At 61.6% G+C, this 22,099-nt stretch carries 21 protein-coding genes and 1 pseudogene; 16 read left to right on the plus strand and 6 right to left on the minus strand.

What is annotated here, in order from left to right; genetic code table 11:
* The first annotated feature begins 25 nt into the window (after positions 1–25).
* Genes mhpD through ABNX08_RS34685 form a run of 4 tightly spaced genes read left to right on the plus strand, consistent with a single transcriptional unit; the run spans position 26 to position 3,720 of the window.
* Positions 26–817: a 2-keto-4-pentenoate hydratase gene (gene mhpD / locus ABNX08_RS34670; protein WP_349608501.1), complete on the plus strand. Its 792-nt coding sequence runs from the start codon at positions 26–28 to the stop codon at positions 815–817.
* Between the two features lie 13 nt (positions 818–830).
* The gene (locus ABNX08_RS34675; RefSeq protein ID WP_349608503.1) at positions 831–1,799 is read left to right on the plus strand and encodes an acetaldehyde dehydrogenase (acetylating); all 969 of its coding nucleotides are present in this window, start codon (positions 831–833) and stop codon (positions 1,797–1,799) included.
* On the plus strand, positions 1,796–2,854 hold the full coding sequence (dmpG, locus tag ABNX08_RS34680) for a 4-hydroxy-2-oxovalerate aldolase (protein ID WP_349608505.1): 1,059 nt from the start codon (positions 1,796–1,798) through the stop codon (positions 2,852–2,854). The genes ABNX08_RS34675 and dmpG overlap by 4 nt, the downstream gene beginning before the upstream one ends.
* Positions 2,851–3,720 (plus strand): alpha/beta fold hydrolase, encoded by an 870-nt coding sequence (locus tag ABNX08_RS34685; protein WP_349608507.1) that lies wholly within the window; start codon positions 2,851–2,853, stop codon positions 3,718–3,720. Before dmpG ends, ABNX08_RS34685 begins: the two co-directional genes overlap by 4 nt.
* Before the next feature lie 260 nt (positions 3,721–3,980).
* Here ABNX08_RS34685 and ABNX08_RS34690 read toward each other — a convergent pair whose 3' ends face one another.
* Positions 3,981–5,573 (minus strand): SagB/ThcOx family dehydrogenase, encoded by a 1,593-nt coding sequence (locus ABNX08_RS34690; RefSeq protein WP_349608509.1) that lies wholly within the window; start codon positions 5,571–5,573, stop codon positions 3,981–3,983.
* Between the two features lie 193 nt (positions 5,574–5,766).
* The gene (locus tag ABNX08_RS34695; protein WP_349608511.1) at positions 5,767–6,006 is read right to left on the minus strand and encodes a hypothetical protein; all 240 of its coding nucleotides are present in this window, start codon (positions 6,004–6,006) and stop codon (positions 5,767–5,769) included.
* Positions 6,007–6,484: 478 nt separating this feature from the next.
* Here ABNX08_RS34695 and ABNX08_RS34700 point away from each other — a divergent pair, with 478 nt between their 5' ends.
* The 5 genes from ABNX08_RS34700 to ABNX08_RS34720 all read left to right on the plus strand — a co-directional run bounded on the left by ABNX08_RS34700 (position 6,485) and on the right by ABNX08_RS34720 (position 12,101).
* Positions 6,485–6,619: a hypothetical protein gene (locus tag ABNX08_RS34700; protein WP_349608513.1), complete on the plus strand. Its 135-nt coding sequence runs from the start codon at positions 6,485–6,487 to the stop codon at positions 6,617–6,619.
* A gap of 67 nt (positions 6,620–6,686) precedes the next feature.
* Positions 6,687–6,992: a DUF485 domain-containing protein gene (locus ABNX08_RS34705; RefSeq protein ID WP_022539943.1), complete on the plus strand. Its 306-nt coding sequence runs from the start codon at positions 6,687–6,689 to the stop codon at positions 6,990–6,992.
* A complete protein-coding gene (locus ABNX08_RS34710; RefSeq protein WP_022539944.1) occupies positions 6,992–8,656 on the plus strand; it encodes a cation acetate symporter in 1,665 nt (554 codons plus the stop codon). Before ABNX08_RS34705 ends, ABNX08_RS34710 begins: the two co-directional genes overlap by 1 nt.
* 149 nt (positions 8,657–8,805) lie before the next feature.
* Complete coding sequence (locus tag ABNX08_RS34715; protein WP_349608515.1) at positions 8,806–10,968, plus strand: exonuclease domain-containing protein; 2,163 nt, start codon at positions 8,806–8,808, stop codon at positions 10,966–10,968.
* A gap of 14 nt (positions 10,969–10,982) precedes the next feature.
* Positions 10,983–12,101 (plus strand): DUF294 nucleotidyltransferase-like domain-containing protein, encoded by a 1,119-nt coding sequence (locus ABNX08_RS34720; RefSeq protein WP_349608517.1) that lies wholly within the window; start codon positions 10,983–10,985, stop codon positions 12,099–12,101.
* 116 nt (positions 12,102–12,217) lie between these two features.
* On the opposite strand, the gene ABNX08_RS34725 is transcribed toward ABNX08_RS34720, so the two are convergent.
* Complete coding sequence (locus tag ABNX08_RS34725; RefSeq protein WP_349608519.1) at positions 12,218–13,129, minus strand: LysR family transcriptional regulator; 912 nt, start codon at positions 13,127–13,129, stop codon at positions 12,218–12,220.
* A 111-nt stretch (positions 13,130–13,240) separates the two neighbouring features.
* On the opposite strand from ABNX08_RS34725, the gene ABNX08_RS34730 reads away from it, so the two are divergent.
* Both ABNX08_RS34730 and ABNX08_RS34735 read left to right on the plus strand, forming a co-directional pair.
* Positions 13,241–14,407, plus strand: a complete 1,167-nt coding sequence (locus ABNX08_RS34730) for a mandelate racemase/muconate lactonizing enzyme family protein (RefSeq protein ID WP_349608521.1) — start codon at positions 13,241–13,243, stop codon at positions 14,405–14,407.
* Positions 14,408–14,443: 36 nt separating this feature from the next.
* On the plus strand, positions 14,444–15,436 hold the full coding sequence (locus tag ABNX08_RS34735; protein WP_349608523.1) for a tripartite tricarboxylate transporter substrate-binding protein: 993 nt from the start codon (positions 14,444–14,446) through the stop codon (positions 15,434–15,436).
* 311 nt (positions 15,437–15,747) lie between these two features.
* Here ABNX08_RS34735 and ABNX08_RS34740 read toward each other — a convergent pair whose 3' ends face one another.
* Positions 15,748–16,662: a sterol desaturase family protein gene (locus ABNX08_RS34740; RefSeq protein ID WP_349608525.1), complete on the minus strand. Its 915-nt coding sequence runs from the start codon at positions 16,660–16,662 to the stop codon at positions 15,748–15,750.
* A 314-nt stretch (positions 16,663–16,976) separates the two neighbouring features.
* Between ABNX08_RS34740 and ABNX08_RS34745 the strand changes: the two genes are divergently transcribed.
* From ABNX08_RS34745 to ABNX08_RS34755, 3 genes are all read left to right on the plus strand, one after another.
* Complete coding sequence (locus tag ABNX08_RS34745) at positions 16,977–17,240, plus strand: hypothetical protein (RefSeq protein WP_349608527.1); 264 nt, start codon at positions 16,977–16,979, stop codon at positions 17,238–17,240.
* 28 nt (positions 17,241–17,268) lie between these two features.
* Complete coding sequence (locus ABNX08_RS34750; RefSeq protein ID WP_349608529.1) at positions 17,269–17,649, plus strand: hypothetical protein; 381 nt, start codon at positions 17,269–17,271, stop codon at positions 17,647–17,649.
* Between the two features lie 265 nt (positions 17,650–17,914).
* Positions 17,915–18,679 carry a DUF4410 domain-containing protein gene (locus ABNX08_RS34755; protein WP_349608531.1) on the plus strand — a complete coding sequence of 255 codons (765 nt, stop codon included), beginning with the start codon at positions 17,915–17,917 and terminating at the stop codon, positions 18,677–18,679.
* A 247-nt stretch (positions 18,680–18,926) separates the two neighbouring features.
* On the opposite strand, the gene ABNX08_RS34760 is transcribed toward ABNX08_RS34755, so the two are convergent.
* Complete coding sequence (locus ABNX08_RS34760; RefSeq protein WP_349608533.1) at positions 18,927–19,058, minus strand: cupin domain-containing protein; 132 nt, start codon at positions 19,056–19,058, stop codon at positions 18,927–18,929.
* 558 nt (positions 19,059–19,616) lie between these two features.
* Here ABNX08_RS34760 and ABNX08_RS34765 point away from each other — a divergent pair.
* A complete protein-coding gene (locus tag ABNX08_RS34765; RefSeq protein ID WP_349608535.1) occupies positions 19,617–20,885 on the plus strand; it encodes a patatin-like phospholipase family protein in 1,269 nt (422 codons plus the stop codon).
* A 57-nt stretch (positions 20,886–20,942) separates the two neighbouring features.
* Here the strand turns inward: ABNX08_RS34765 and ABNX08_RS34770 are convergent.
* Positions 20,943–21,122, minus strand: a pseudogene (locus ABNX08_RS34770) (integrase); the annotation flags it as partial.
* 50 nt (positions 21,123–21,172) lie between these two features.
* Here ABNX08_RS34770 and ABNX08_RS34775 point away from each other — a divergent pair.
* Positions 21,173–21,652, plus strand: a complete 480-nt coding sequence (locus ABNX08_RS34775) for a cysteine hydrolase family protein (protein ID WP_349608537.1) — start codon at positions 21,173–21,175, stop codon at positions 21,650–21,652.
* Positions 21,653–22,099: the final 447 nt, after the last annotated feature.

The raw sequence follows: 22,099 nt of genomic DNA on the forward strand, positions 1-22,099 counted from the left end.
CAACCTGACTGACAAGGACAATGACATGACCACCCCACAATCCGTGCTCGCGCTCGCCGAACGCCTGCGCCGCGCCGAGCAGAGCCGCACGCCCGTTGCGCCGCTGTGCGGGGAAATCGCCGCCGGCGACGTCGCCACGGCTTATGCCGTGCAGAGCGCCAACGTCGAGGCTTGGCGCGCGCAGGGTCGCCGCGTGGTCGGCCGCAAGATCGGGCTGACCTCGCTCGCGGTCCAGCGCCAGCTTGGCGTGGACCAGCCTGACTTTGGCACGCTGTTCGCCGACATGGTGTACGGCGACGACGACCCCATCCCCGCTGCGCGCACGCTGCAGCCCAAGGTCGAGGCCGAAGTGGCGCTGGTGCTCAAGCGTGACATCACCGCCCGCGATGCCACGGTGGTGGACCTGATCAATGCGGTCGACTACGTGCTGCCGGCCATCGAAGTAGTCGGCAGCCGTATCGAGAACTGGAACATCTCCTTTGTCGACACCGTGGCTGATAACGCTTCCAGCGGCCTCGTGGTGCTGGGCGCGGTGCCGGTGCCGCTGGCCGGCCTGGACCTGAAGGGCGTGCAGATGGAGATGTTCCGGGGCGAGCAGCGCGTCTCGGCCGGCAAGGGCGCCGACTGCCTCGGTCATCCGCTGAACGCCGCGGTGTGGCTGGCCCGTACGCTGGCATCGCTGGGCGAGCCCCTGCGCGCCGGCGACCTGGTGTTGACCGGCGCGCTCGGGCCGATGGTGCCGGTTGAGGCCGGCCAATGCTACGAAGCGCGTATCAGCGGTATTGGCAGCGTCCGTGCGGCGTTTGCCGCAGAATGAAAGAGAGAACGACATGACTTCCAGGAAACTCAAGGCAGCGATCATCGGCTCGGGCAATATCGGCACCGACCTGATGATCAAGATCCTGCGCAACGCCAGGCATCTGGAGATTGCGGCAATGGTCGGCATCGATCCGGCCTCCGACGGACTTGCCCGGGCCGCACGGCTGGGCGTGGCCACTACGCATGAAGGCGCCGAAGGGCTTACCCGCCTGCCGGTCTTCGATGACATCGACTTTGTGTTCGATGCCACCTCCGCCGGTGCGCACGTGAAGAACGACGCGCTGCTGCGGCAGCGCAAGCCGGGCCTGCGCATGATCGACCTGACGCCCGCCGCGATCGGTCCGTACTGCGTGCCGGTGGTCAACCTCGATGCGCACCTGGACGCGTCCAACGTCAACATGGTCACCTGCGGCGGCCAGGCCACCATTCCCATCGTGGCCGCGGTGTCGCGCGTGGCGAAGGTCCACTACGCGGAAATCGTCGCATCGATCAGCAGCAAGTCCGCCGGTCCGGGCACGCGCGCGAACATCGATGAGTTCACCGAGACCACCTCGAAGGCGATCGAAATCGTTGGCGGCGCCGCCAGGGGCAAGGCCATCATCGTGCTGAATCCTGCCGAGCCCCCGCTGATGATGCGCGACACCGTGTACACGCTGTCGGAACTTGCCGACCGCGACAGGATCGAGGCGTCGATCGAAGAGATGGTGTGCGCGGTCCGTGCCTATGTGCCCGGCTACCGCCTCAAGCAGACCGTGCAGTTCGACGAGATCCCGGCCAGCGCACCGCTGAACATTGCTGGCCTGGGACGCTTCAGCGGCCTGAAGACATCGGCCTTCATCGAAGTGGAAGGCGCTGCCCATTACCTGCCTGCCTACGCAGGCAACCTCGATATCATGACTTCCGCCGCCCTGGCCACCGCCGAGCGGATGGCGCAATCGCTGCTGAGCGCTGAAGAGACCACCGTAGGAGCCCGCGCATGAGTACCCCGAGCAAGAAACTCTATATCTCCGACGTGACGCTGCGCGACGGCAGCCATGCGGTCCGCCACCAGTACTCGATCCGGAACGTCCAGGACATCGCACGCGCGCTGGACCGCGCGAAGGTCGACAGCATTGAAGTTGCGCATGGAGACGGCCTGCAAGGGTCGAGCTTCAATTACGGCTTTGGCGCGCACAGCGACCTCGAATGGATCGCCGCCGTCGCCGAAGTGGTGGAGCACGCGAAGATTGCCACGCTGCTGCTGCCCGGTATCGGCACCACGCACGACCTGAAGGCGGCCCACGATGCCGGCGCGCGCGTGGTGCGCGTCGCCACGCACTGTACCGAGGCCGACATCTCGAAGCAGCATATCGAGTACGCGCGCGAACTCGGCATGGATACGGTCGGCTTCCTGATGATGAGCCACATGACCACGCCGGAAAATCTCGCCGTCGAGGCGAAGAAGATGGAAAGCTACGGCGCGACCTGCATCTACGTCGTCGACTCGGGCGGCGCGCTGACGATGAACGATGTGCGCGCGCGCTTCCGAGCGCTCAAGGACGTGCTGCACGCGGATACGCAGACCGGCATGCATGCGCACCACAACCTGTCGCTCGGCGTCGCCAACTCGATCGTGGCTGTCGAGGAAGGCTGCGACCGCATCGACGCGTCGCTGGCCGGCATGGGGGCGGGAGCGGGCAATGCGCCGCTGGAGGTATTCATCGCCGCCGCCGAACGCCTTGGCTGGAACCATGGCACCGACCTGTACGCGCTGATGGATGCGGCTGACGACATCGTGCGTCCGCTCCAGGACCGTCCGGTACGCGTGGACCGCGAAACGCTGGCGCTTGGCTATGCCGGCGTCTATTCGAGCTTCCTGCGCCACTCTGAAGTGGCGGCGAAGAAATACGGCCTGAAGACGGTCGATATCCTTGTCGAACTGGGCCGGCGCCGCATGGTTGGCGGCCAGGAAGACATGATCGTCGATGTCGCGCTGGATCTCCTCAGCAAGCGCGCGTCCGAAGCGCGGCAGGGACAGGAAGGAACATCATCATGAACGCGACAAGACAAGCCATCACCGAAGCCTCGACGAGCCGGTTCGTCTCGGTGCAGGACGGAGAGACTACTTTCCGGATTCACTACAACGATGCCGGCTCGGGGAGCGAGACCGTCGTCATGCTGCATGGTTCGGGGCCAGGTGCAAGCGGTTGGGCTAACTTCAGCCGCAATGTCGAGCCGCTGGTGGCGGCAGGCTACCGCGTGCTGCTGGTGGACTGCCCGGGCTGGAGCAAGAGCGATCCCGTGATCTGCACCGGTTCCCGCTCCGAGCTCAACGGCAGGGTGCTCAAGGCCGTGCTGGACGCGCTGGCGATTGAGCGGGTGCATGTCATCGGCAACTCGATGGGCGGCCATAGCGCCGTGGCCTTTGCACTGGCCAATCCGCAGCGCATCGGCAAGCTCGTGCTGATGGGTGGGGGCACCGGCGGTCCGAGCCAGTTCGTGCCGATGCCGACAGAAGGCATCAGGCTGCTCAACGGCCTCTATCGCGATCCGACCATCGAGAACCTCAAGCGCATGATGAGCGTCTTCGTCTACGACGCGAGCGCCCTCACGGAGGAACTGATGCAGGCTCGCCTCGACAATATGCTGGCGCGGCGCGACCACCTGGAAAACTTCGTCAAGAGCCTGGCGGCGAATTCCCGGCAGTTCACCGACTACGGCCCGCGCCTGGGCGAGATCGTCGTGCCCACGCTTGTCATCTGGGGGCGGGACGACCGCTTCGTGCCGATGGACGTGGGCCTGAGGTTGCTCGCCGGTATTCCGGATGCGCAGATGCACATCTTCACCCGTTGCGGCCACTGGGCGCAGTGGGAGCATGCCGAGGCGTTCAACCGGATGGTGGTTGATTTCCTCGCCCATTGAATTCGCAAAAATCTGGGTGGCATCCGGTAAAGATCGTCAGCTTTACCGAGTTGCTGGACGCCGTTTGGCCGATGATCAGCGGCGTACTCGCTGCGTCGCAGATCGACCAGATGCGCTCAAACTGATGACGGTCCGCGGAAGTCCGCTGTGGCGGAGCTTGGAGTGATGTGGGGCAAACGGCGCATTCTGGCCGGGAAGGGACCGAAGTGTGCAGCCGGTCAGCCGGCAGACCCCTTTATAGAAAATCCGTCCCGGGTGCATTACTCCTGATCCGGTTCCAATACCGACAGGCGCTGATCAACCATGGCGCCGCCGACGGTAAAGTGATACAGACTTTGCCAAGCGTGGTCCTGGATTCCGAGCATGGCGTGCATTTCATCATCGAAAAAGCAGCCAATCCCCGTGGCGCGCACTCCGGTAGCTTCGGCTTCAAGATAGAGCGCTTGGCCGAGCATGCCGCATTCCCAGAAAAGATGGCGATAACGCCATGGTTGCTTCAGGGCGATTTCAAAGTTCGCGAGCATCCCCAGCGCAAAGCAGGAATCGGCGGCAATATCTTGGTGACAGCAGATCAACTTTGCCACCGCGCGCAAATCGTAAGGCAGCAGAAAATAGAGTGGCAGAAGGTCCGGTCCAGTCCGTTGCCACAGCCATTCCGGGCGCATAGCCTGCTTGAGGCTCGGAAGCGCCCCGGGATTCCTCACCAGCACATACAGGCCGGGCTCCAGATCGTCCACGCGGTGCACCAATAGCGCCGGATGCACCGCGACAGGAGACACCAGCGCATTCCACGGTGGCGTGTCGCGACGTACCAACAGGCACGCCAGCATGGTAAAAAAAGCCGAGGTGGTGATGCGCGTTGTACCATCGAAACTCGTAGCGCTGCGGCGCTGCCGAGCGATCCGAGCAAAGCTCAGATCGAGGGCGGGCGTGGCAGACCACAGGGTCGGCTCCGGACTTAGCGAGGTCGGTTCGCAAGTACGAGACTTGTGCGTGGCGCGATGGATCGAATCGATATCCGGCCACCTCTCATGTCCCGCGCTTAGCTGATTCGCGCATCCGTACCAGTGTGCCTTATCCAAAGCAGGCCATAGGCGCTCCAGGTCAGGCTGTGCTTCAGGATTGCCGATCCAAAGCAGGACATCCGGCACCTCTGGTTCGGCTGCTCCGAAATCCTCGCTGCGATCCAATCCAAGCAATGCGGCCAACGCATCGTCCGCAGCCGCCTCCACCAGCCGCGTCTGCCAGCCGAGAGCCGCTGCCGCGTAACTTACTGCGGCGATAGCATGCCCGCAGTCATGCTGGCAGTAGCGCCAGGCGCGCATTCCGTATTTCCAAGCCTCGCGCCAGTGGATCGAGCTGATGCCGACCAAGATACCACGGTCCGAAAACGCCTCGGTCCATCGCGGATCATCCACTGCAGCGCGATGCTCAAGCACGTGGTCGCGGCTCAGGTAATGGTAGATCCCGCCGGACAAGCCAGGCAGCGCTGGACACAGAAGATAGCCCTCGGTCGGATGCAGATTCCCACTCGAAGGGTTGCAGCGCAGTGCCCACCGCTGAGCGCCATAGGATTTCCACGCTGACAGGCCGAGGGAGAGTTCGAACAGGATTGCCAGGGTACGAAGGCTGAATCTCTGCGCGGGCGGAAGAGTGCCGGAGCGCAGCGCGTTGTAGCGTGCGGCCAGGCTGTCCCCGGCCAGCGGCAGAGCAATCCGCGGTGTGCCGTGAAACACCCGGAACGGGTCTGGCTGGGTTGCCCAGTCGAGTCCTCGGGGGCCAGGGGCATAGCTATTAACACGGTGCTTGCTGCGTTCGTGATAGTCAAGCAACGCCTGCGAGAATCGATCCATGTTCCTTCAGCCCAAGAATACCGGCCGCGCCCCGCTAGGACGCCAGATGGCTCGCGTTGCCGCGCGGTCGGCATCAAGTTGGACAGGGCGCGCTGAGGTCGGTTGCTCTAACCGTCGCCGCTCCTGTCTGGGGCCCGGCTCTGGCCGTGTCTCCGCAAAGCCCGAAAGAATTTCCCAGGGTTCAAATCGCACTTTAGATGGGTTTGACGGTGTTCTGGGCTGCTGACGTAAGATTGCGCAGCTTTCCGGCCTGTGCCGCAAATTGCCTGGCCCCGTCTTCTGCGCCGAAGGTCTTACCGCGCAATGCTGGGCGAGCGGTGATGATGGTCTTCCGACGGCCGGCAGATTGGGTCAATATCGCATCGGTGCCTATACGGTTCCTATACCGGCCCGGTTGTGCGTATTCGGCTTTCGGGATGCGCAGCTTGAGCACGGCCGAAACTGCCCCTCAAGACAGATGCCTAGCGTCGCGAGTGTCCGTTATCGGGTAATCCGCGCAAGATCTACGGTCAGCCAAGCGCAGACCTTCGCAAAGCTGCCTGCGCGGCATTCGGTGTGAGCCAGACCTCGTGCCAAGGGCTCGGCGGCGAACGCTGAACGCTTGCCATTGGCGAGTGGGCTGGCTGGCAAGTTCCGGGCCGAGCGTGCGTCGAACTTCGATTGGCTTGGGTGGCTTCCCTTTAGCTTGATGTGTCAAGTCGCGACGGGAAATCCTGTCTACACTTCCTTAGGGGAGGACACAGCCAGCCCCCAGAAGATCCACGCTATTCCGCCGTACGCGTCGAACATGCCACACCAGGTGCGCCGAGATGACTTCCACGGTACCCCACGGCGAGACGTAAAAGGCAATTCAGGCCGACCCCGGCCTTTCCTCTAGCGACGAGCGCGGCCGATTTTCATGCGAGGACACCATGTCTACCATCGAACCCGGAGATGCCGACGCCGCGGCACTTGAGATTCCTCCGGTCAGCCATGCAACCATCGACGGCATGGATGCCTACCCTAGGCTGGTGACGGAGGCTTCGCAGTTCGCCAAGCCGGTCTGACCGCGGCATTGCTGGCGTATTGCACAACCTCTGCGCATTCTCTTTACAAAAAGACCGGAGATACAACATGGAAGAAGATCTCGCACAACGGATAATCGCGAATCCCAATTATCAGCGGCTGGTCTCGACACGTTCCACGTACGGATGGGTGCTGGCCGGCATGATGATGGTTGTGTACTACGGCTATATCCTGCTGGTTGCATTCGGAAAGTCCCTGCTTTCCGCCAGGATTGGCGATGGCGTGATGACGTGGGGCATCCCGATTGGTCTCTTCGTGATCGTTTTTACCGTGGCCATCACGGGCATTTATGTCTGGCGCGCAAACCGCGAGTTCGATGATCGGACGGCGCAGATTCGCAAAGAGGTGCTGTAATGAAAAGACACCACCACATCCTATGCGCACTGACGCTGTTTTCTGCCGCCGCTGCCGTCCTCGCAGCAGGGGGGGATCTCGGTGAATTGCAGAGGCAACCGACCAACTGGACTGCGATTGCGATGTTCGCTGTCTTTGTCGTGTTCACTCTGTTCATTACCAAATGGGCGGCCAGCAAGACAAAGTCCGCAGCGGATTTTTATACGGCCGGTGGCGGCATCACCGGCTTCCAGAACGGTCTGGCGATTGCTGGCGACTACATGTCCGCGGCCTCCTTTCTTGGCATCTCGGCTGCGGTCTACTCCAATGGCTACGACGGCCTGATCTATTCGATTGGCTTCCTGGTCGGCTGGCCTGTCATCACCTTCCTGATGGCGGAGCGCCTGCGCAACCTCGGTCGCTTCACCTTCGCCGATGTTGCAGCGTATCGCTTCAAGCAGACGCCCATCCGGGTGTTCGCGGCTTCAGGCACGCTTGTGGTAGTGGCGTTCTACCTCATCGCCCAGATGGTCGGCGCCGGCCAACTGATCAAGCTGCTGTTTGGCCTGGAATACTGGCTCGCCGTAGTGATCGTCGGCACGCTGATGATGATTTATGTGCTGTTTGGGGGCATGACCGCGACCACGTGGGTCCAGATCATCAAGGCATGCCTCCTGCTCGCCGGCGCATCGTTCATGGCCTTCATGGTGCTGGCGCAGTTTCATTTCAATCCTGAAGCGCTGTTTGCCAAAGCGGTCGATGTCCATGCCAAGAAGGACGCCATCATGGGCCCGGGCACGTTTATCAAAGACCCGATCTCTGCCATATCGTTCGGCATGGCTTTGATGTTTGGCACAGCGGGCCTGCCGCATATCCTGATGCGGTTCTTCACCGTGCCGAGTGCCAAGGAAGCACGCAAGTCTGTGTTCTGGGCGACGACGTGGATCGCCTACTTCTACGTCCTGACATTCATCATCGGCTTTGGCGCCATCGTCCTGGTCAGCACCAATCCGGTGTACAAGGATGCACTGGGCGGGTTGCTGGGCGGTAACAACATGGCAGCCATCCATCTTGCAAGCGCCGTTGGCGGCAATGTCTTCCTCGGCTTCATCTCCGCCGTTGCCTTCGCAACGATTCTTGCGGTGGTCGCGGGACTAACCCTGTCCGGCGCCACCGCTGTCTCACATGACCTTTATGCGACCGTTTTCAAGAAGGGCAATGCTAGCAGCGAGAAAGAACTGGGGGTCTCGCGTCTTACGACAGTTGCGCTGGGCATCGTGGCGGTGATCCTGGGGATTGCGTTCGAGAAGCAGAACATCGCCTTCATGGTGTCGCTTGCGTTCGCCGTTGCGGCATCGGCTACCTTCCCCGTGCTGTTCATGGCTGTGCTGTGGAAAGATTGCACCACACGTGGGGCAACCATTGGCGGCTTTATCGGCCTGATTGTTGCTGTCGGCCTGACCATCGTGTCCAAGTCGGTTTGGGTGGATGTATTTGGCTACAAGGATGCGATCTTTCCCTATACCTCGCCTGCTTTGTTCTCGATGACGGCCGGCTTCGCCGGTATCTGGCTGTTTTCGATACTCGACCGGAGCGCGCGCGCCCTTAGCGACCGGGCGGGCTATCCGGCGCAGAAGGTAAGGTCGGAAACCGGTATCGGCGCTGCGGGCGCTTCCGGCCACTGAAGGGCCATGCGTCCGGCAAAGGGACGCGACCTGCATGTGAGCAATGGTCTCGCGCCAGGGCGTTCGTGCTTGTATCACCAGCCGCTTTTCCTCCAGTGATTGGTGGAGAAGTGGCGCGCTTTGCGCATGGGATGTTAGTGAGACTTCGAATGATTCGAGAGGCGATCGCCAGACACCATTTTGGCCTGGCATTGCTGCTGCTCTTCGTAGTGCAACTGCTCATCGTCTGCGGGATCTTTGCCTTTCTTGCGCTCGACATGACCAAGGTGCAGCGCGCATGGTTGGGCGAGATGCTGTGGCAACGCCTCGCGATAGGCGGTGCGCTCGCGGTGCTGCTGCTATTCGCGTTGGCCTTTGGTCTCAGAAAGCTGTTTGACGCCTATGTGACGCCCGTTGCCCGCCTGGCCGAAGACGCAGTGCTGCTTGCGGCCAACCCCGGCCATCGCATAACGGCACAGGGCGGTCGCGACGTGCGCATTCTCGCCGAAAAGCTCAACCTGCTGGCAGCGGCTCATCAATCGCTGCACGAAGAGGTGCAGGAAAAGATTGAGGTGGCAAACCGCGCGCTGGCGCAAGAGAGGAATCGGCTCGCCGCGCTCATGGCTGAGCTTACCCTGAGTGTGCTGGTCTGCAATATCGACGGGCGTATTCTCCTCTACAACGCCAGTGCCAGGCATTTGCTAGAGAGCCGAGATGATGGTGTCTTCCCGCCTGGCGGCGCCGCAATTGGTCTGGGCCGCTCAGTGTTCGGTGTGTTGGAACGCGGGCTAATCCTGCATGCGCTCGAACAAATCCAGTATCAGCTCGGGCAGCATGCAGATGGCATGACGCGACCGGTATCCGGCTTCGTCACCACGCTCGCAGGAGGGAGGATCGTGCGCGCCCACATGTCCCCTGTGTTTGACGGTGGGCATGTCCTGAACGGCTTCGTGCTGACACTGGAAGACATCACGCGCAATGTCGAGGCAGCAAGCCGCCGCGACGCCTTGCTGCTGTCGCTTACCCAGGACGTTCGCGTCGGACTGGAAAAGATCCATACGGCGGTGCAAGCCATGCAGTCATCCCCGGAAACGGACTGCGCGGAACGGGCCCGGCTGACCGGGATCATCCACAGCGAAACGAAGCACCTGAAGATGCACTTCGACCGCGCCGCGGATCGGTATGGTGACAGTATGGACAACCGCCAGGAACTGGAAGAGATCCGCGGGGCCGATCTGATCGCGCTGCTGCTGCGGCGCGTCGGCAGTGCGACGCTCAGCGCCACCGCCAGCCCCATGATCGACGCAACAGTCTGGCTCAGGGTGGACAGCTATGCACTGGCGCAGTCGCTCGTCTATCTGTCACGGCAGCTTGGCAACGAAGCCGGCGTTACCGAGGTGCAGTTCGCCCTGTCTCGGACCGACCGGCTGGCTCAGCTTGACCTTACCTGGCGCAACGCGCCGTTGGCCGCTGACAACCTGGCAGCATGGGCGAATGCGCCTTTGCAAATCGGCGCGAGTGGCCAGGTATTTACGCTGAATGCGCTGATTGCCCGTCACGGAGGCGAGGCAATATATTGTGTAGACGCGCCTCCGGGTGTGGCGCGCTACCGCTTGATATTGCCGGTTTCCGAGCCGCGGCCGGCGTTGAGCATCCCGCTCACACAGGACGGCCGGCCGGAATTCTACGATTTCGACCTGTTCCACCAGGCGGGCCAAAGCGCCGAGATCGACCACCGTCCGCTTTCGCAACTTAGTTACACGGTGTTTGATACCGAGACCACCGGACTTGACCCCGCCGGCGGCGACGAGATCATCTCTGTTGGCGCGTTGCGCATCGTCAATGGCCGCTTGCTGCAGCAGGAGAACTTCGACCAGCTGATCCAGCCGCGGGCTCCACTGAGCGCGGACTCGATTGCGATTCATGGCATCACGCGCACCATGCTCGATGGCCAGCCACCGATCGAAGCCGTGCTGCCGCAGTTTCACTGCTTCGCCGCTGACACCGTGCTCGTCGCGCACAACGCCGCCTTCGACATGAAGTTCCTGCAATTGCTGGAAGCAAGAACCGGAACGGCCTTCACGCAGCCGATCCTGGACACGCTACTGCTATCACAGGTGATTCACCCCCATAAATCCGACCATACACTGGAGGCGCTCGCCGAGCGCCTTGGCGTTGCGGTAATCGGACGCCATACTGCCCTGGGCGACGCCATCGTCACTGGCGAGGTCTTTCTCAGGATGCTCCCCCTCCTGGCGGAAAAGGGAATCTTTACCCTCAAGGAGGCCCGCGATGCCGAGCAACAGACGGCCTACGCGCGTATCAAATACTGAGGGACGTAGCGCCCATGGATAGCCATTCCACGATCAATCCTGATGCTGCTCCCGATCCACGCAGCCTCGACGGAAGCGTATTCGCGCAAGATATTGACCGTATTCGTCTGGGCATCGTCAGCGCGACGGACGAGGCGGGCTTGCAGCGGGCAGCCGCTGAGATTCGAGCGCTTATGCATCGCCTGGTTGGCGAAGTACCCGCGGAAGCGTGCACCCGCCTGATCTCCAGGCTGAATGATGCGCTGACGCGCCGCATGATCGAACTGACTTGCGCAGACGCGCGGATGCCTGCTGCACGCTGGTGCTGGATAGCGCTCGGCAGCGAAGGCCGCGAGGAACAGACGCTGTCGACCGATCAGGACAATGGCATCATCATGGCTGGCCGCGACGGTGCTGAAGGACTGCGCGAGAGGCTGTTACCGCTGGCACTGCGTATCAACGAAGCGCTCGACGCGTGCGGATTTCCGTTGTGCACGGGGAAGATCATGGCGAGCAATCCGCAATGGTGTCTTGACTTGCATGAATGGCGGGAACGCTTCGCTAGCTGGATCATTGATGGTGATCCGCAGGCGCTGCTCAACGCAACCATCTTCTTTGACCTGCGCGCGCTTTTCGGTGCTCACGACCTGGCAGCGGCGCTGGCGGACTGGTTAGCGGAGATTGGGGCGGACAGTCCCCGCTTTCTGTTCCAGATGACCGAAAATGCATTGCGGCGTAAGCCGCCGCTCGGTGTGCTGCACGACTTTGTGGTCGAGAAAGGCGGGATGTTTGCTGGCACCATCGATCTCAAACGGGATGCCGCAACGCTATTCGTCGACGCGGCCCGCATCTATGGCTTGGCCTGTGGCGCCCGCACCAGCAACACGGCGGATCGCCTCAGACTGGCCGCTGACGCGGGGCGTCTTCGTCCGACCGATGTGCAAGCTTGGATAGGCGCGTTCTATTTCATCCAGATGTTGCGCCTGAAAAATCAGCAGTCCCATTACGAACAGGGCTCGATCATGCACAATCATGTGGATCCAAATGAACTGGGCGGCGCTGAGCGGCGCGAGTTGCTCAACGCCTTGCGCGAAGCCCGCGCACTGCAAAGACGTCTGGCGCTGGAATACCTTGGCACAAGCCAGGGCATCTGAGCAAGGTCTCTGCTGCGGATCGAAGATGACGCTGAATGTAAGCCGTTGGATGGTAGCACCTGACATGTCGCTGCGGGCCGGTCGTCAAACTCGAAACGGCCGTTCGCTACCGCCCGCTATCCCTTCTCTTCAAGCGATTTCTGAAATTTGTTTACCAAGAAGTCAATGAAAGCGCGCGCGCGCGCTGTCTGATTACGGCGCTGCGAGTAGTAGACAAAGAGGTCAGCCGATGGCAGCTTGAACTGCGGTAAGACGACTCGCAAGCGGCCGCTGTCCAGATACTTTGCCAAGTCCCACTCGGAACGGATCAGGATGCCGTGCCCGTCAAGGGCCCAGCCAAGAACAATATCCCCATCGTTACTGGATAGCGCCCCTGCGACCTTCACGCTTTCGTGACGACCATCATGCTCGAAGCGCCAGATGACGTGGGCTTCGTCGTTCTGTCTGTGAATGATGCATCGATGGTTGGAGAGATCTGGCAGTGACTTAGGCGAGCCGAATTTCTCCAGGTAGACCGGGGACGCGCAGAGGAAGCGACGGTTCGACATGATTCGCCTTGCACTAAGCCGCTTGTCCGGCAGTGTCCCGAATCTGATCGCCAGGTCGACGCCACTGTCCACAAGGTCTACAGGGCGATCCGTGACCTCAAGCTGTACCTCGACTTGCGTATAGCGCTTCGCAAACTCTGAAACGAGAGGCGCAATGGTGGTGCGTCCGAATCCGAGTGTCGCATTGACGCGCAGCAATCCGCGGGGTTCTGCGCCGCTGCTCGCTACAACGCTCTCCATCTCGCGCAGGTCCGCCAGGATTTTTTGGGCATAGCCCAAGTATGTCTCGCCTTCGTTCGTCAGGCTGATGCTCCGTGTGGTGCGGTTGACCAGACGGACACCGAGCCTGCTTTCCATCAAGGCAAGCCGCTTCGTCGCTGCCGGCGGCGTCAGGTCCAGTTCGCGCGCAGCGGCAGCGAGGCTGCCATGCCGGGCAATCAGGACAAAGAACTCCAATTCGGAGGCAATCTCAGTCTTCACTTTTGGCGAATAATGAAATGAATTTGGTTCAATTCTAGTGCATCGTTCCGCGCCTAAGCTACGGATTCCCACGCCCCACGCATCTGCGTAATGTGAACCAGGAGACGCATTGTGAAAATCGTTGAAATCCGCGAAAAGACCTTCCCGATCAGCTCGCCCATCCGGAATGCATACATCGACTTTAGCAAGATGACCTTGAGCCTGGTCGCGGTAATCACCGACGTGATCCGCGACGGCAAGCCCGTGGTCGGATACGGCTTCAACTCGAACGGCCGGTATGGCCAGGGAACGCTGATGCGCGAGCGTTTCATCCCGCGCATTCTGGAGGCCGACCCCGAGTCGCTGGTCGACGCCACCGGTAACAACCTGGATCCGCACAAGATCTGGGACACCATGTTCAAGAACGAAAAGCCGGGCGGCCATGGCGAGCGCTCAGTGGCCATCGGAACCTTCGACATGGCGGTCTGGGACGCTGTTGCCAAGATTGAGGGCAAGCCCCTGTTCCAGTTGCTGGCCGACCGCTATGGAAACGGGGAGCCGGACCGTAAAGTGTTTGTCTATGCCGCCGGCGGTTACTACTATCCCGGCCAGGATCACGGCAAGCTCAAGGACGAGATGCGCAGCTACATCGACCGCGGTTACACGGTGGTCAAGAAGAAGATCGGCGGCGCCTCGCTTGATGAAGACCTGCGCCGTATCGACTCGATTCTCAGCGTGCTCCAGGATGGCCAGAAGCTGGCTGTCGACGCCAACGGCCGCTTCGACCTCGACACAGCCATCAAGTATGCCAAGGCACTGTCGCAATACGACCTGTTCTGGTACGAGGAGCCTGGCGATCCGCTCGACTTCGAGCTGCAGGCCACGCTGCGCAACTACTACGACAAGCCGATGGCCACCGGCGAAGACCTTTTTTCGATGCAGGATGCCCGCAATCTGATCCGCTACGGTGGCATGCGTCCCGACCGCGACTATCTGCAGTTCGACTGCGCGCTTAGCTATGGACTGGTCGAATACCTGCGCACGCTCGACATGCTCAAGCAGCACGGCTGGTCGGCCAGCCGATGTATCCCACACGGCGGGCACCAGATGTCGCTGAACATCGCCGCAGGTCTGGGACTGGGCGGCAATGAGAGCTATCCCGACCTGTTCCAGCCGTTCGGTGGATTCCCCGATGGCGCCAAGGTCGAGAAAGGCTACCTCACGATGCCGGACCTGCCCGGTATTGGCTTCGAAGGCAAGTCGGACCTCTACAGCGTGATGCAGCAACTGTCGGCTTAAGCCGTCAGCATCCCAAAAACACAAACGGAGACAACCATGTGGATCAACCAAGCGGCAGCCCGCGCCGCAACCCTATGCATTGCTAGCGGTCTCTTCGTCATATCGGGCTACGCTCATGCCGATTATCCGGAGAAACCTGTCACCTTGGTTGTCCCGTTCGTGGCCGGAGGCCCGAGCGACAAGATCGCGCGAGACGTCGCCGAATCGCTGCGCAAAACGCTCGGCACGACGGTCGTAGTGGAGAATACTGCAGGTGCCGGCGGTACGATTGGCACGGCACGTGTCGCGCGTGCGAACCCTGATGGCTATACGCTGCTGGTACACCATATCGGCCTGGCGACGGCGCCCGCGCTGTACAAGAAGCTCGGCTACAAGACCTCGGACCTGGAGTTCCTGGGGCTGATTAACGAGGCGCCGTCGACACTGATCGGCAAGACCGACCTACCGCCGAACAATTTGACCGATCTTCGGAAGTTCATTACCGCGAACGGCGGAAAGCTGAACCTGGCAAATGCAGGCGTGGGCTCGGCGTCACACCTCTGCAGCCTGCTCCTGCAGAGCACGCTGAAAAGTAACATGACCTTCGTGCCGTACAAGGGAACGGCGCCCGCGATGTCCGACATCATGGGTGGGCAAGTCGATCTGATGTGCGAGCAGGCCACGAACAGTACGCCGCAGATCGAAGCCAAGAAGGTCAAGGCGTATGGGGTGACGAGCGCCCAACGCTCGATGGTGCCGACTTTGGCGGGCATTCCGACGCTTGACGAAGTGGGCCTGTCGGGATTCAACTTCACCGTATGGCATGGATTGTATGCGCCACGGGGCACGCCGCCAGCCGTACTCGAGAAAATCAACAAGGCCCTCCGCGCAGCGTTGAAGGATCCGGCGCTAATCAAACGTGAAGAGGCATTGGGCATCACGGTTGTCGCCGACGACCGGCTCTCACCGGCAGGGCATAAGAAGTTCTTCGACGAAGAAGTTAACAGGTGGACGAAGGTCATCAAGGACGCTGGCATTCAGCCGGAGTGATTGCATAGCGCTCCCCACCGGGCACGGCACGCATGTCTGGTGCCGTCCAGCCTTTCACCAATATCAATGATCGCCAGGCGGCTCCGATGTACTGGAGCTGCCATACTGGCAGCGGTCCGCTTCTGGCCGGGAAGCGGCCATGCTTCCAAGACCTGGACATTTCAGGGGGCGCTCGCCACGCTACCCGAATCGCCATGTGCCGTTCAGCCTCGCTGCTCAGCGCGGTCCACCCAACCTTCTGCTGCCGCGAGTCGGCAAAAATGAAGAACGGGCAGCTCACGCTGCCCGCTTCCCCGCCGCTCTCCTTCCTGTTATCTCGTGCTCACCGCTACCGCATGCTCCACCGCCTGCTGCTGGCGCAGGGCTTCCGTCGTTTGGCCCTTGCCGTCCGGTGCCCAGCCCGGGGGCATCACCAGGTAGCCGACCGCGTTCAGCAGGCTGCTTGACTTGATCATGTCCCTGCCCAGGCTGACCCAGTGTTCGAACTGGTTGACGAACGGGTTGTGTGTGGTGGTCGGGTGGACCAGGCCGAATCGGCACGGTTCGTCTTCACGCTCTTCCACATAGGTGCCGAACAGGCGGTCGAAGAGGATCAGCACGCCGCCGAAGTTGGCGTCCAGGTAGTCGATGTTCGAGGCATGGTGCACGCGGTGCGCCGACGGGGTGTTGAACACGTATTCCAGCCAGCCCAGCTTGGGGATCCAGGTGGTGTGCAGCCAGAACTGGTACAGCAGGTTCAGGCTCAGCGTGGCCAGCACGACCTCGGGACGAACACCCAGCCAGACTAGCGGCGCGAAGAAGATGGCGGTGCCGGTGATCTTGCCGGTCCAGCCCAGGCGGTAGGCGGTGCCCAGCGTCAGTTCATTAGGCGAGTGGTGCACCGCGTGCGTGGCCCAGAAAAAGCGGATGCGGTGCGAGGCGCGGTGGTACCAGTAGTAGCAGAACTCTTGCCCGATGAAGAGCAGCAGCACGGCCAGCACGCTGTTGATCTCGACCGTGAAGATGCGGTGTTGCCAGGCGAACGCGAAGATCGGCGCGGCCAGCGACAGCGGCAGCAGCGCCATCAGCTTGCGCCCGACCATGTCGATCAGCGACAGTCCCATTTCGTGCCAGGGGTAGGCTTTGCCTTGCTGGCGTGCCTTGCGTGCCAGGCAGAAGGCCTCGACCAGTGAGACCGCCACGACGAAGACCGTGGCGAAGAGTGTGATCTTGTGGAGGTTGTGCATGATCGTCCTGTGTGAGAGGGGACGCCTGGCTTTGCGGAGCCCGCGTTGCTGCGTCGGTGAGGCAAATGTAGTGGTCGATCGCGGCCGGCGCCATGTGGGAAATATGTCGCTGCATGTCATGAGTCGCGGAGCCTCGCCGGGCGATGAATTGCCTTCGATGCCGTCGCATTCGGACATCTTCCTGGCCGGAAAGTCAGCGCGCCGTCGTGTAACACCGCGACATGTTTTCCACCGCGAAATTCGCAAGCCACCGACTTATAGTTCGGTCCGTTGCCGCGCTGCACCGGCCGGCTGAAACCGAAACAGAAGGACCTGTGATGATCTCGCGCTTCTCCCGATTCCCCCGCTTCCTTGGCGCAGCCGCCGGTACGTTGATCCTGCTGGCGAGCAGCCAGGCCTTTGCCTCGACCGTGGTGGTCACGCCGGCAACCGTGTATGTCCGCCCGCCGAAGGTCGTGGTCACTACCGCGCCCAAGGTGCTCGTCGCTTCAGCGCCGCTGCCGACGGTGGTCGGGAGGGCCACGCCGCTGCCGCGTACCGTCTACGTCGCATCTCACCCCGTCTACGTGATGCGGTGATATCGCCGGGCAATTGCACGGGCGCCGTGTGAGCACCCATGCACCTCATCTGGATTTGTCGCTGAACCTGATTTCGCAACCCCGCCGGCACAGGGCGGCTAAACGGAGAAACATCATGAAGAAGATGATTGCAGTGCTCACCATGTGCGTGGCGTCCGCTGGTGCGTTCGCGCAAAGTGTCGAAATGCCCGCTGCCGTCAGCCCGCGGGTGGAGCGTGCGATGCAGCAATTGCAGGGCCGCTTTTCCGATGCAAACACTACGCACGACGGCAAGCTGACGCGCGAGCAGGCGGCCGCCGGCATGCCGATGGTCGCGAAGCATTTTGACCAGATCGACGCCCAGCGAAATGGCTATGTGACGATGCCGCAAATCGAGGCCTTCATGGGGCAGATGGTGCTGTCGCGGTGACCCCTCCGATGTTCGGAATGCACGGCGAGGCCGCCGGATGACTACGCGCGCAGAAAGCCGTGACATCGGACGAAATATTTCCCGCCTGGCGTACGGCGCCGGCGTTTTCCATACTCTGGTCACCGCGCCGCAACGCTCAGCCGCACTGAAGCCCGACGCGATGACATGCTCTCCGATGGTTTGTGATCCTGTTGTGGATCCAGGGATTGTCGGTGAAAGATCTTCAGACCACCGACGGCACACGGGTGCCAATGAAGGATTCAAGATGCAGAACGCTTTCCAAGCCATTGCCACCAAGACCAAGCGCCTGGCCATGGCCGCCCTCGCGACCGGCGCGATGCTGGCGGCCGGCTGCGCCAGTGCCGGCGTCACCGGCATCAACCAGATGGGCCTGATGCAGACCGTGCAGGCCGACGTCATCTACGTGCATGCCTTCAACGCCGATGCCGGGCAGGTGCAGCTTGACGGGGGCCTGATGCAGAGGGTGAAGACGATGGCCACTGGCGGCTCGGCCGCCGGCGCGCAATCGCAGGCCGCCACCGAGGCGCGCGAACAGGTGGCCAACGAGATCGTACGCACGCTGCGGGCGCAAGGCCTGAACGCGGTCCGCTCGGACGCACCGGCACCGGCAAATACCAATGCCCTGATCGTTGAGGGCGACATCCGCAAGATTGATGAAGGCACCAGCCGCCGTCGTTTGCTGATCGGCCTGGGTACCGGCAATAGCGAGGTCGGGGCACAAGTACGCATCTCGTACAAGCCGGCCAACGGTGCGCCGGTGCCGCTGCAGAGCTTTGTCGCCGACGCCGACAGCGGTCATATGCCGGGCGTTGCCGAAACCGCCGGGGTTGGCGCCGTGGCCGGTCACGTGGCAATGGCCGCTGCGGCCGGCACGGGTGTGCACGGCGTGTCCGAAGTCAAGCACGACACCATCTACGCGGACGCCACGCGCCTGGGCGATTCGATCGCCAAGCAGGTGGCGGCGGCGAGCCAGGAGGAGGGGTGGATGGCGGTCCGGCCGGTCATCTGATGGCAGGGCGCCGAGCTGGCGGCTGGCACGGAAGGAACCGCGGCTGCTACTCGTCGTCTCTTTCCGAACCGAAGCGGTCAGGTGGGTATTCCGAAAGCAGACATTCAACGTCCGGGTACAGGCGCTGGCACCAGCCCATACTCGGACATGACAGCGATAAGCTTCGCGCGGTCGGGCGGCCCGCCTGCATTGACAATGGCTCCGACATCGCGGGAATACTGAGCCCCAATGTCGGGCGTAAGGACGATCAGTGCGCGGGCCATGTCACTGTGCGGTTGCTGAAGTGATGGACAGATCTGCGTGGGGTGAACATCCATTGTCCTGGCGATAGGTCTCGGACTACCCCATCGACCGAGTACCGAAGTATGCCCTCCAGCACATGGACGCACTCTTCCTTGGGCCGGGAGGCACATTCAACTCGAATACACCCATCCCGCCTGTGGCGGCTCCGATAACTTGGAGGAGATTGAAAAATGACCGCTAGCGGCGTGGCACCAAGCCAACCAATCAAGGTCGGTCAAGTTAGCATTCAGTACCAGATTGATCTTCGTCCGCCCTCAAACTTTTTCCCGAAGCTGCTCAGGCGCCATCTGCGGGTCGTGCGACCCCCTTGGAGATGCCGTAATATTCCGAGGGAACCGGACACACCGGATCCTGGCGGCAACGAAACTCGACCTTCCCTTCCTGCGGGCCGCCAACACGCCGAGCACGTTCCTGACCTAGTCCAATGTGGAAGTTTCGACATGACCACACTCTTCGCCGCAAGAGCAGCCTGCCTTGGCGAATGGAGGGGGCAGGGAGAGAGCGACACGCCTGCGGCAGGGCCTACCGCACTCTGATGCTGCTTTTACTTGCGGGACTCAGTGCCTGCGGGTCGCTTCCTCACAATGCTCCGCGAAATCTGCCTCAGGCCGCGGCTGGCAGCGCATCCGCGGCCATGCGCGAACCCACCGACGTCGCCGGCCAGACAACCGTCGCCATGTCGTTCTCTGGCGGTGGCACGCGAGCCGCAGCCTTCGCCTTCGGCGCGCTGCAGGGGCTCGACGCCATGAGAGGTCCGGCGGGTGCATCCCTGCTCGACGACGTCGCATTCATTAGCAGCGTGTCCGGAGGCTCCATCACCGCTGCGTACTACGGTCTGCACGGCAAGGCCAGCCTGGCGACCTTTCGATCAGTGCTCTTGACGGACGGAGAGGCGGGACTTCGCTTCAGTCTCCTGAATCCGGTCAACCTTGCGCGCCTCTTCGCGGGGGGCCTCAACGATCGGGAAGATCTCCAGACATGGCTCGACGAAGACGTGTTCAAGGGCGCGACGTACGCCGACATGTTCCGCCGCGGCAAGCCAATCGTTTGGATCAACGCCACAAACGTCTACTACCGGGTCGCGTTCCCGTTCAGCCAGCTGGCATTCGATGCACTATGCAGTGATCTTGCGAGCTTTCCCGTTTCCGAGGCCGTCGCCGCATCCATGGCGGTCCCGCTCTTCTTCGCACCGATCGTCCTTCAAAAGCATCCCGAGGCTTGTAGTGCACCGCTGCCGAACCTTGACCACGCCCAGGCGCCTGGGCGATCGCTGCTGCTTGGCGCGTTGGCAAACGCCGTTCGCGGTCACCGGGATATTTCGAAGGGAAAGTACATCAAGCTGGTCGACGGCGGGGTGACCGACAACTACGGCTTGGCCACCATTCTGCAATCGCGCCTGCTGCTGGGCACGGCTTACGGTCCCATGAGCGAGAACGACGCGATCAAGGTGCGGCGGCTACTTTTCATCGTTGTTGACGCCGGTCAGGGCCCACGCGGCGATTGGAACCAAAGCCAGGCTGGCCCATCCGGAATCGAAGTCGCAAGCGCGGCCATCGACGCGGCAATGGCGACCAACGTTCGAATGAGCTATGACGCCTTCGTTCCCATGATGCAGCAATGGCGCGACGACCTCGTGGCCTATCGGTGTGGGATGCCGCATTCTCGGCAGCAGGAAATCGCTGCACGCCTCCCAGGCTGGCGGTGCGACGAAGTCGAATTCTTCGTCACGCGGATCTCGTTTGAGGCCCTCGACAAGGAGCGTGCTGCAAGTCTGAACGATCTGCCGACCAGACTTCGTCTGCCCGAGAGGGACGTCGATCGCCTGATCGAAGCGGGAAGGGATGCCATCCTTGGCAACCCGGTGATCCGTGAGTTCGAGCGCGAATCGACTGCGGCGCGATAGTCCCGCGGCACGCGGCGTGGGTGAGGCCGCGTTCTTGCTGCTCGGCCGCGGCGCTCTGGCGGAGGCACGCTCCGCACGGCCGATGATCAACGAAACCTTGGTGCGTCGCATTGGGTGCGTGCCGTATGCTATATCGTCGAGGCCGATGGATGCAACCCAGCTATGTACGATTCGGGAGTACTGCCTGGTTGAGAGATGCGGGGATGAATGCAGCCGGCTTGGGAACAGGAAGTCGGCCCCTGCTATGCTTCCGATCTGCGTTGTTCGGCGAAATAAGGTGGGAAAACATGCGTCAGGTGCTTCTTATCGTGGACATACAATCCACGTTCTCTCCGCCAGTATGGCTGGTCGAAGGCGTCAGAGATTTGGCACAACACATTCCGTCAGTGGCAACTATCGAGTTGCATGATGAGGCCAGGACTCCCTTTCGGGGTCAGCTAGGCTGGTGTCCCGCCGTTGAGGACAAGTGTCTGGTGGAGGCAGATAAGATTTTCATCAAGCACGGGTATGGGCCGTCGGCCGAAACAGTCGAATACCTGAAGCGAATGAACCCGGATCGCGTACTGGTCTGTGGCGTCCAGACAGAGACATGCGTGCTCGCTGCTGGATTCTCGCTGTTTGACGTAGGGTTGCATCCCACGTTGATTACTGATCTTACAGTCGGCTCGTCGCTCGATAGATCAGGCCGGCTCGTGATCAGCCTTTGGAAACATCATTTCCGACAGACTATTTCGAAAGCTGAACTGCTCCCTGACGTGAGCGTTTGACGCCGAGCGTACTCATTCGACGTCCATTGAAGGATCTTGCACTCGGGGCAGTTCGACCAGCGTCCTGACGCGGGTAACCCAGCCCCTTCACTGCCGTCCGTACTGAACTTTGGCAGAGAAAATCCCGCCGGCAGGGGCCGGCGGCCACATATGAAGGGCATTGCTCGGCAGGCCACAGCGCCGTACAGCGCCCGCGCTGCGCAATTCGCCGCCACGCAGACCGGTATTCCTGCTCCTCGCTACCGCAAGGCTTAACGCGTCCTTCCTTTCGGGCAGCACAATCCTGACGTGCTGGAGTCCCGCAGTTGCCTGGCAATCGCTCGGGCAACTGCGATGGTGATGGCCTCGCGCAGCCCGAGCATCGGTCGTCCTATTCCGACCCAGAACGGTCAACCGATTGGTCGTGGTAGAGTCAACCATCATTCTTTATCGCGTAGCCTTATGTCG

Origin of the sequence: Cupriavidus sp. DF5525 (assembly GCF_040149425.2) — a bacterium.
Taxonomy (GTDB): domain Bacteria; phylum Pseudomonadota; class Gammaproteobacteria; order Burkholderiales; family Burkholderiaceae; genus Cupriavidus; species Cupriavidus pickettii_A.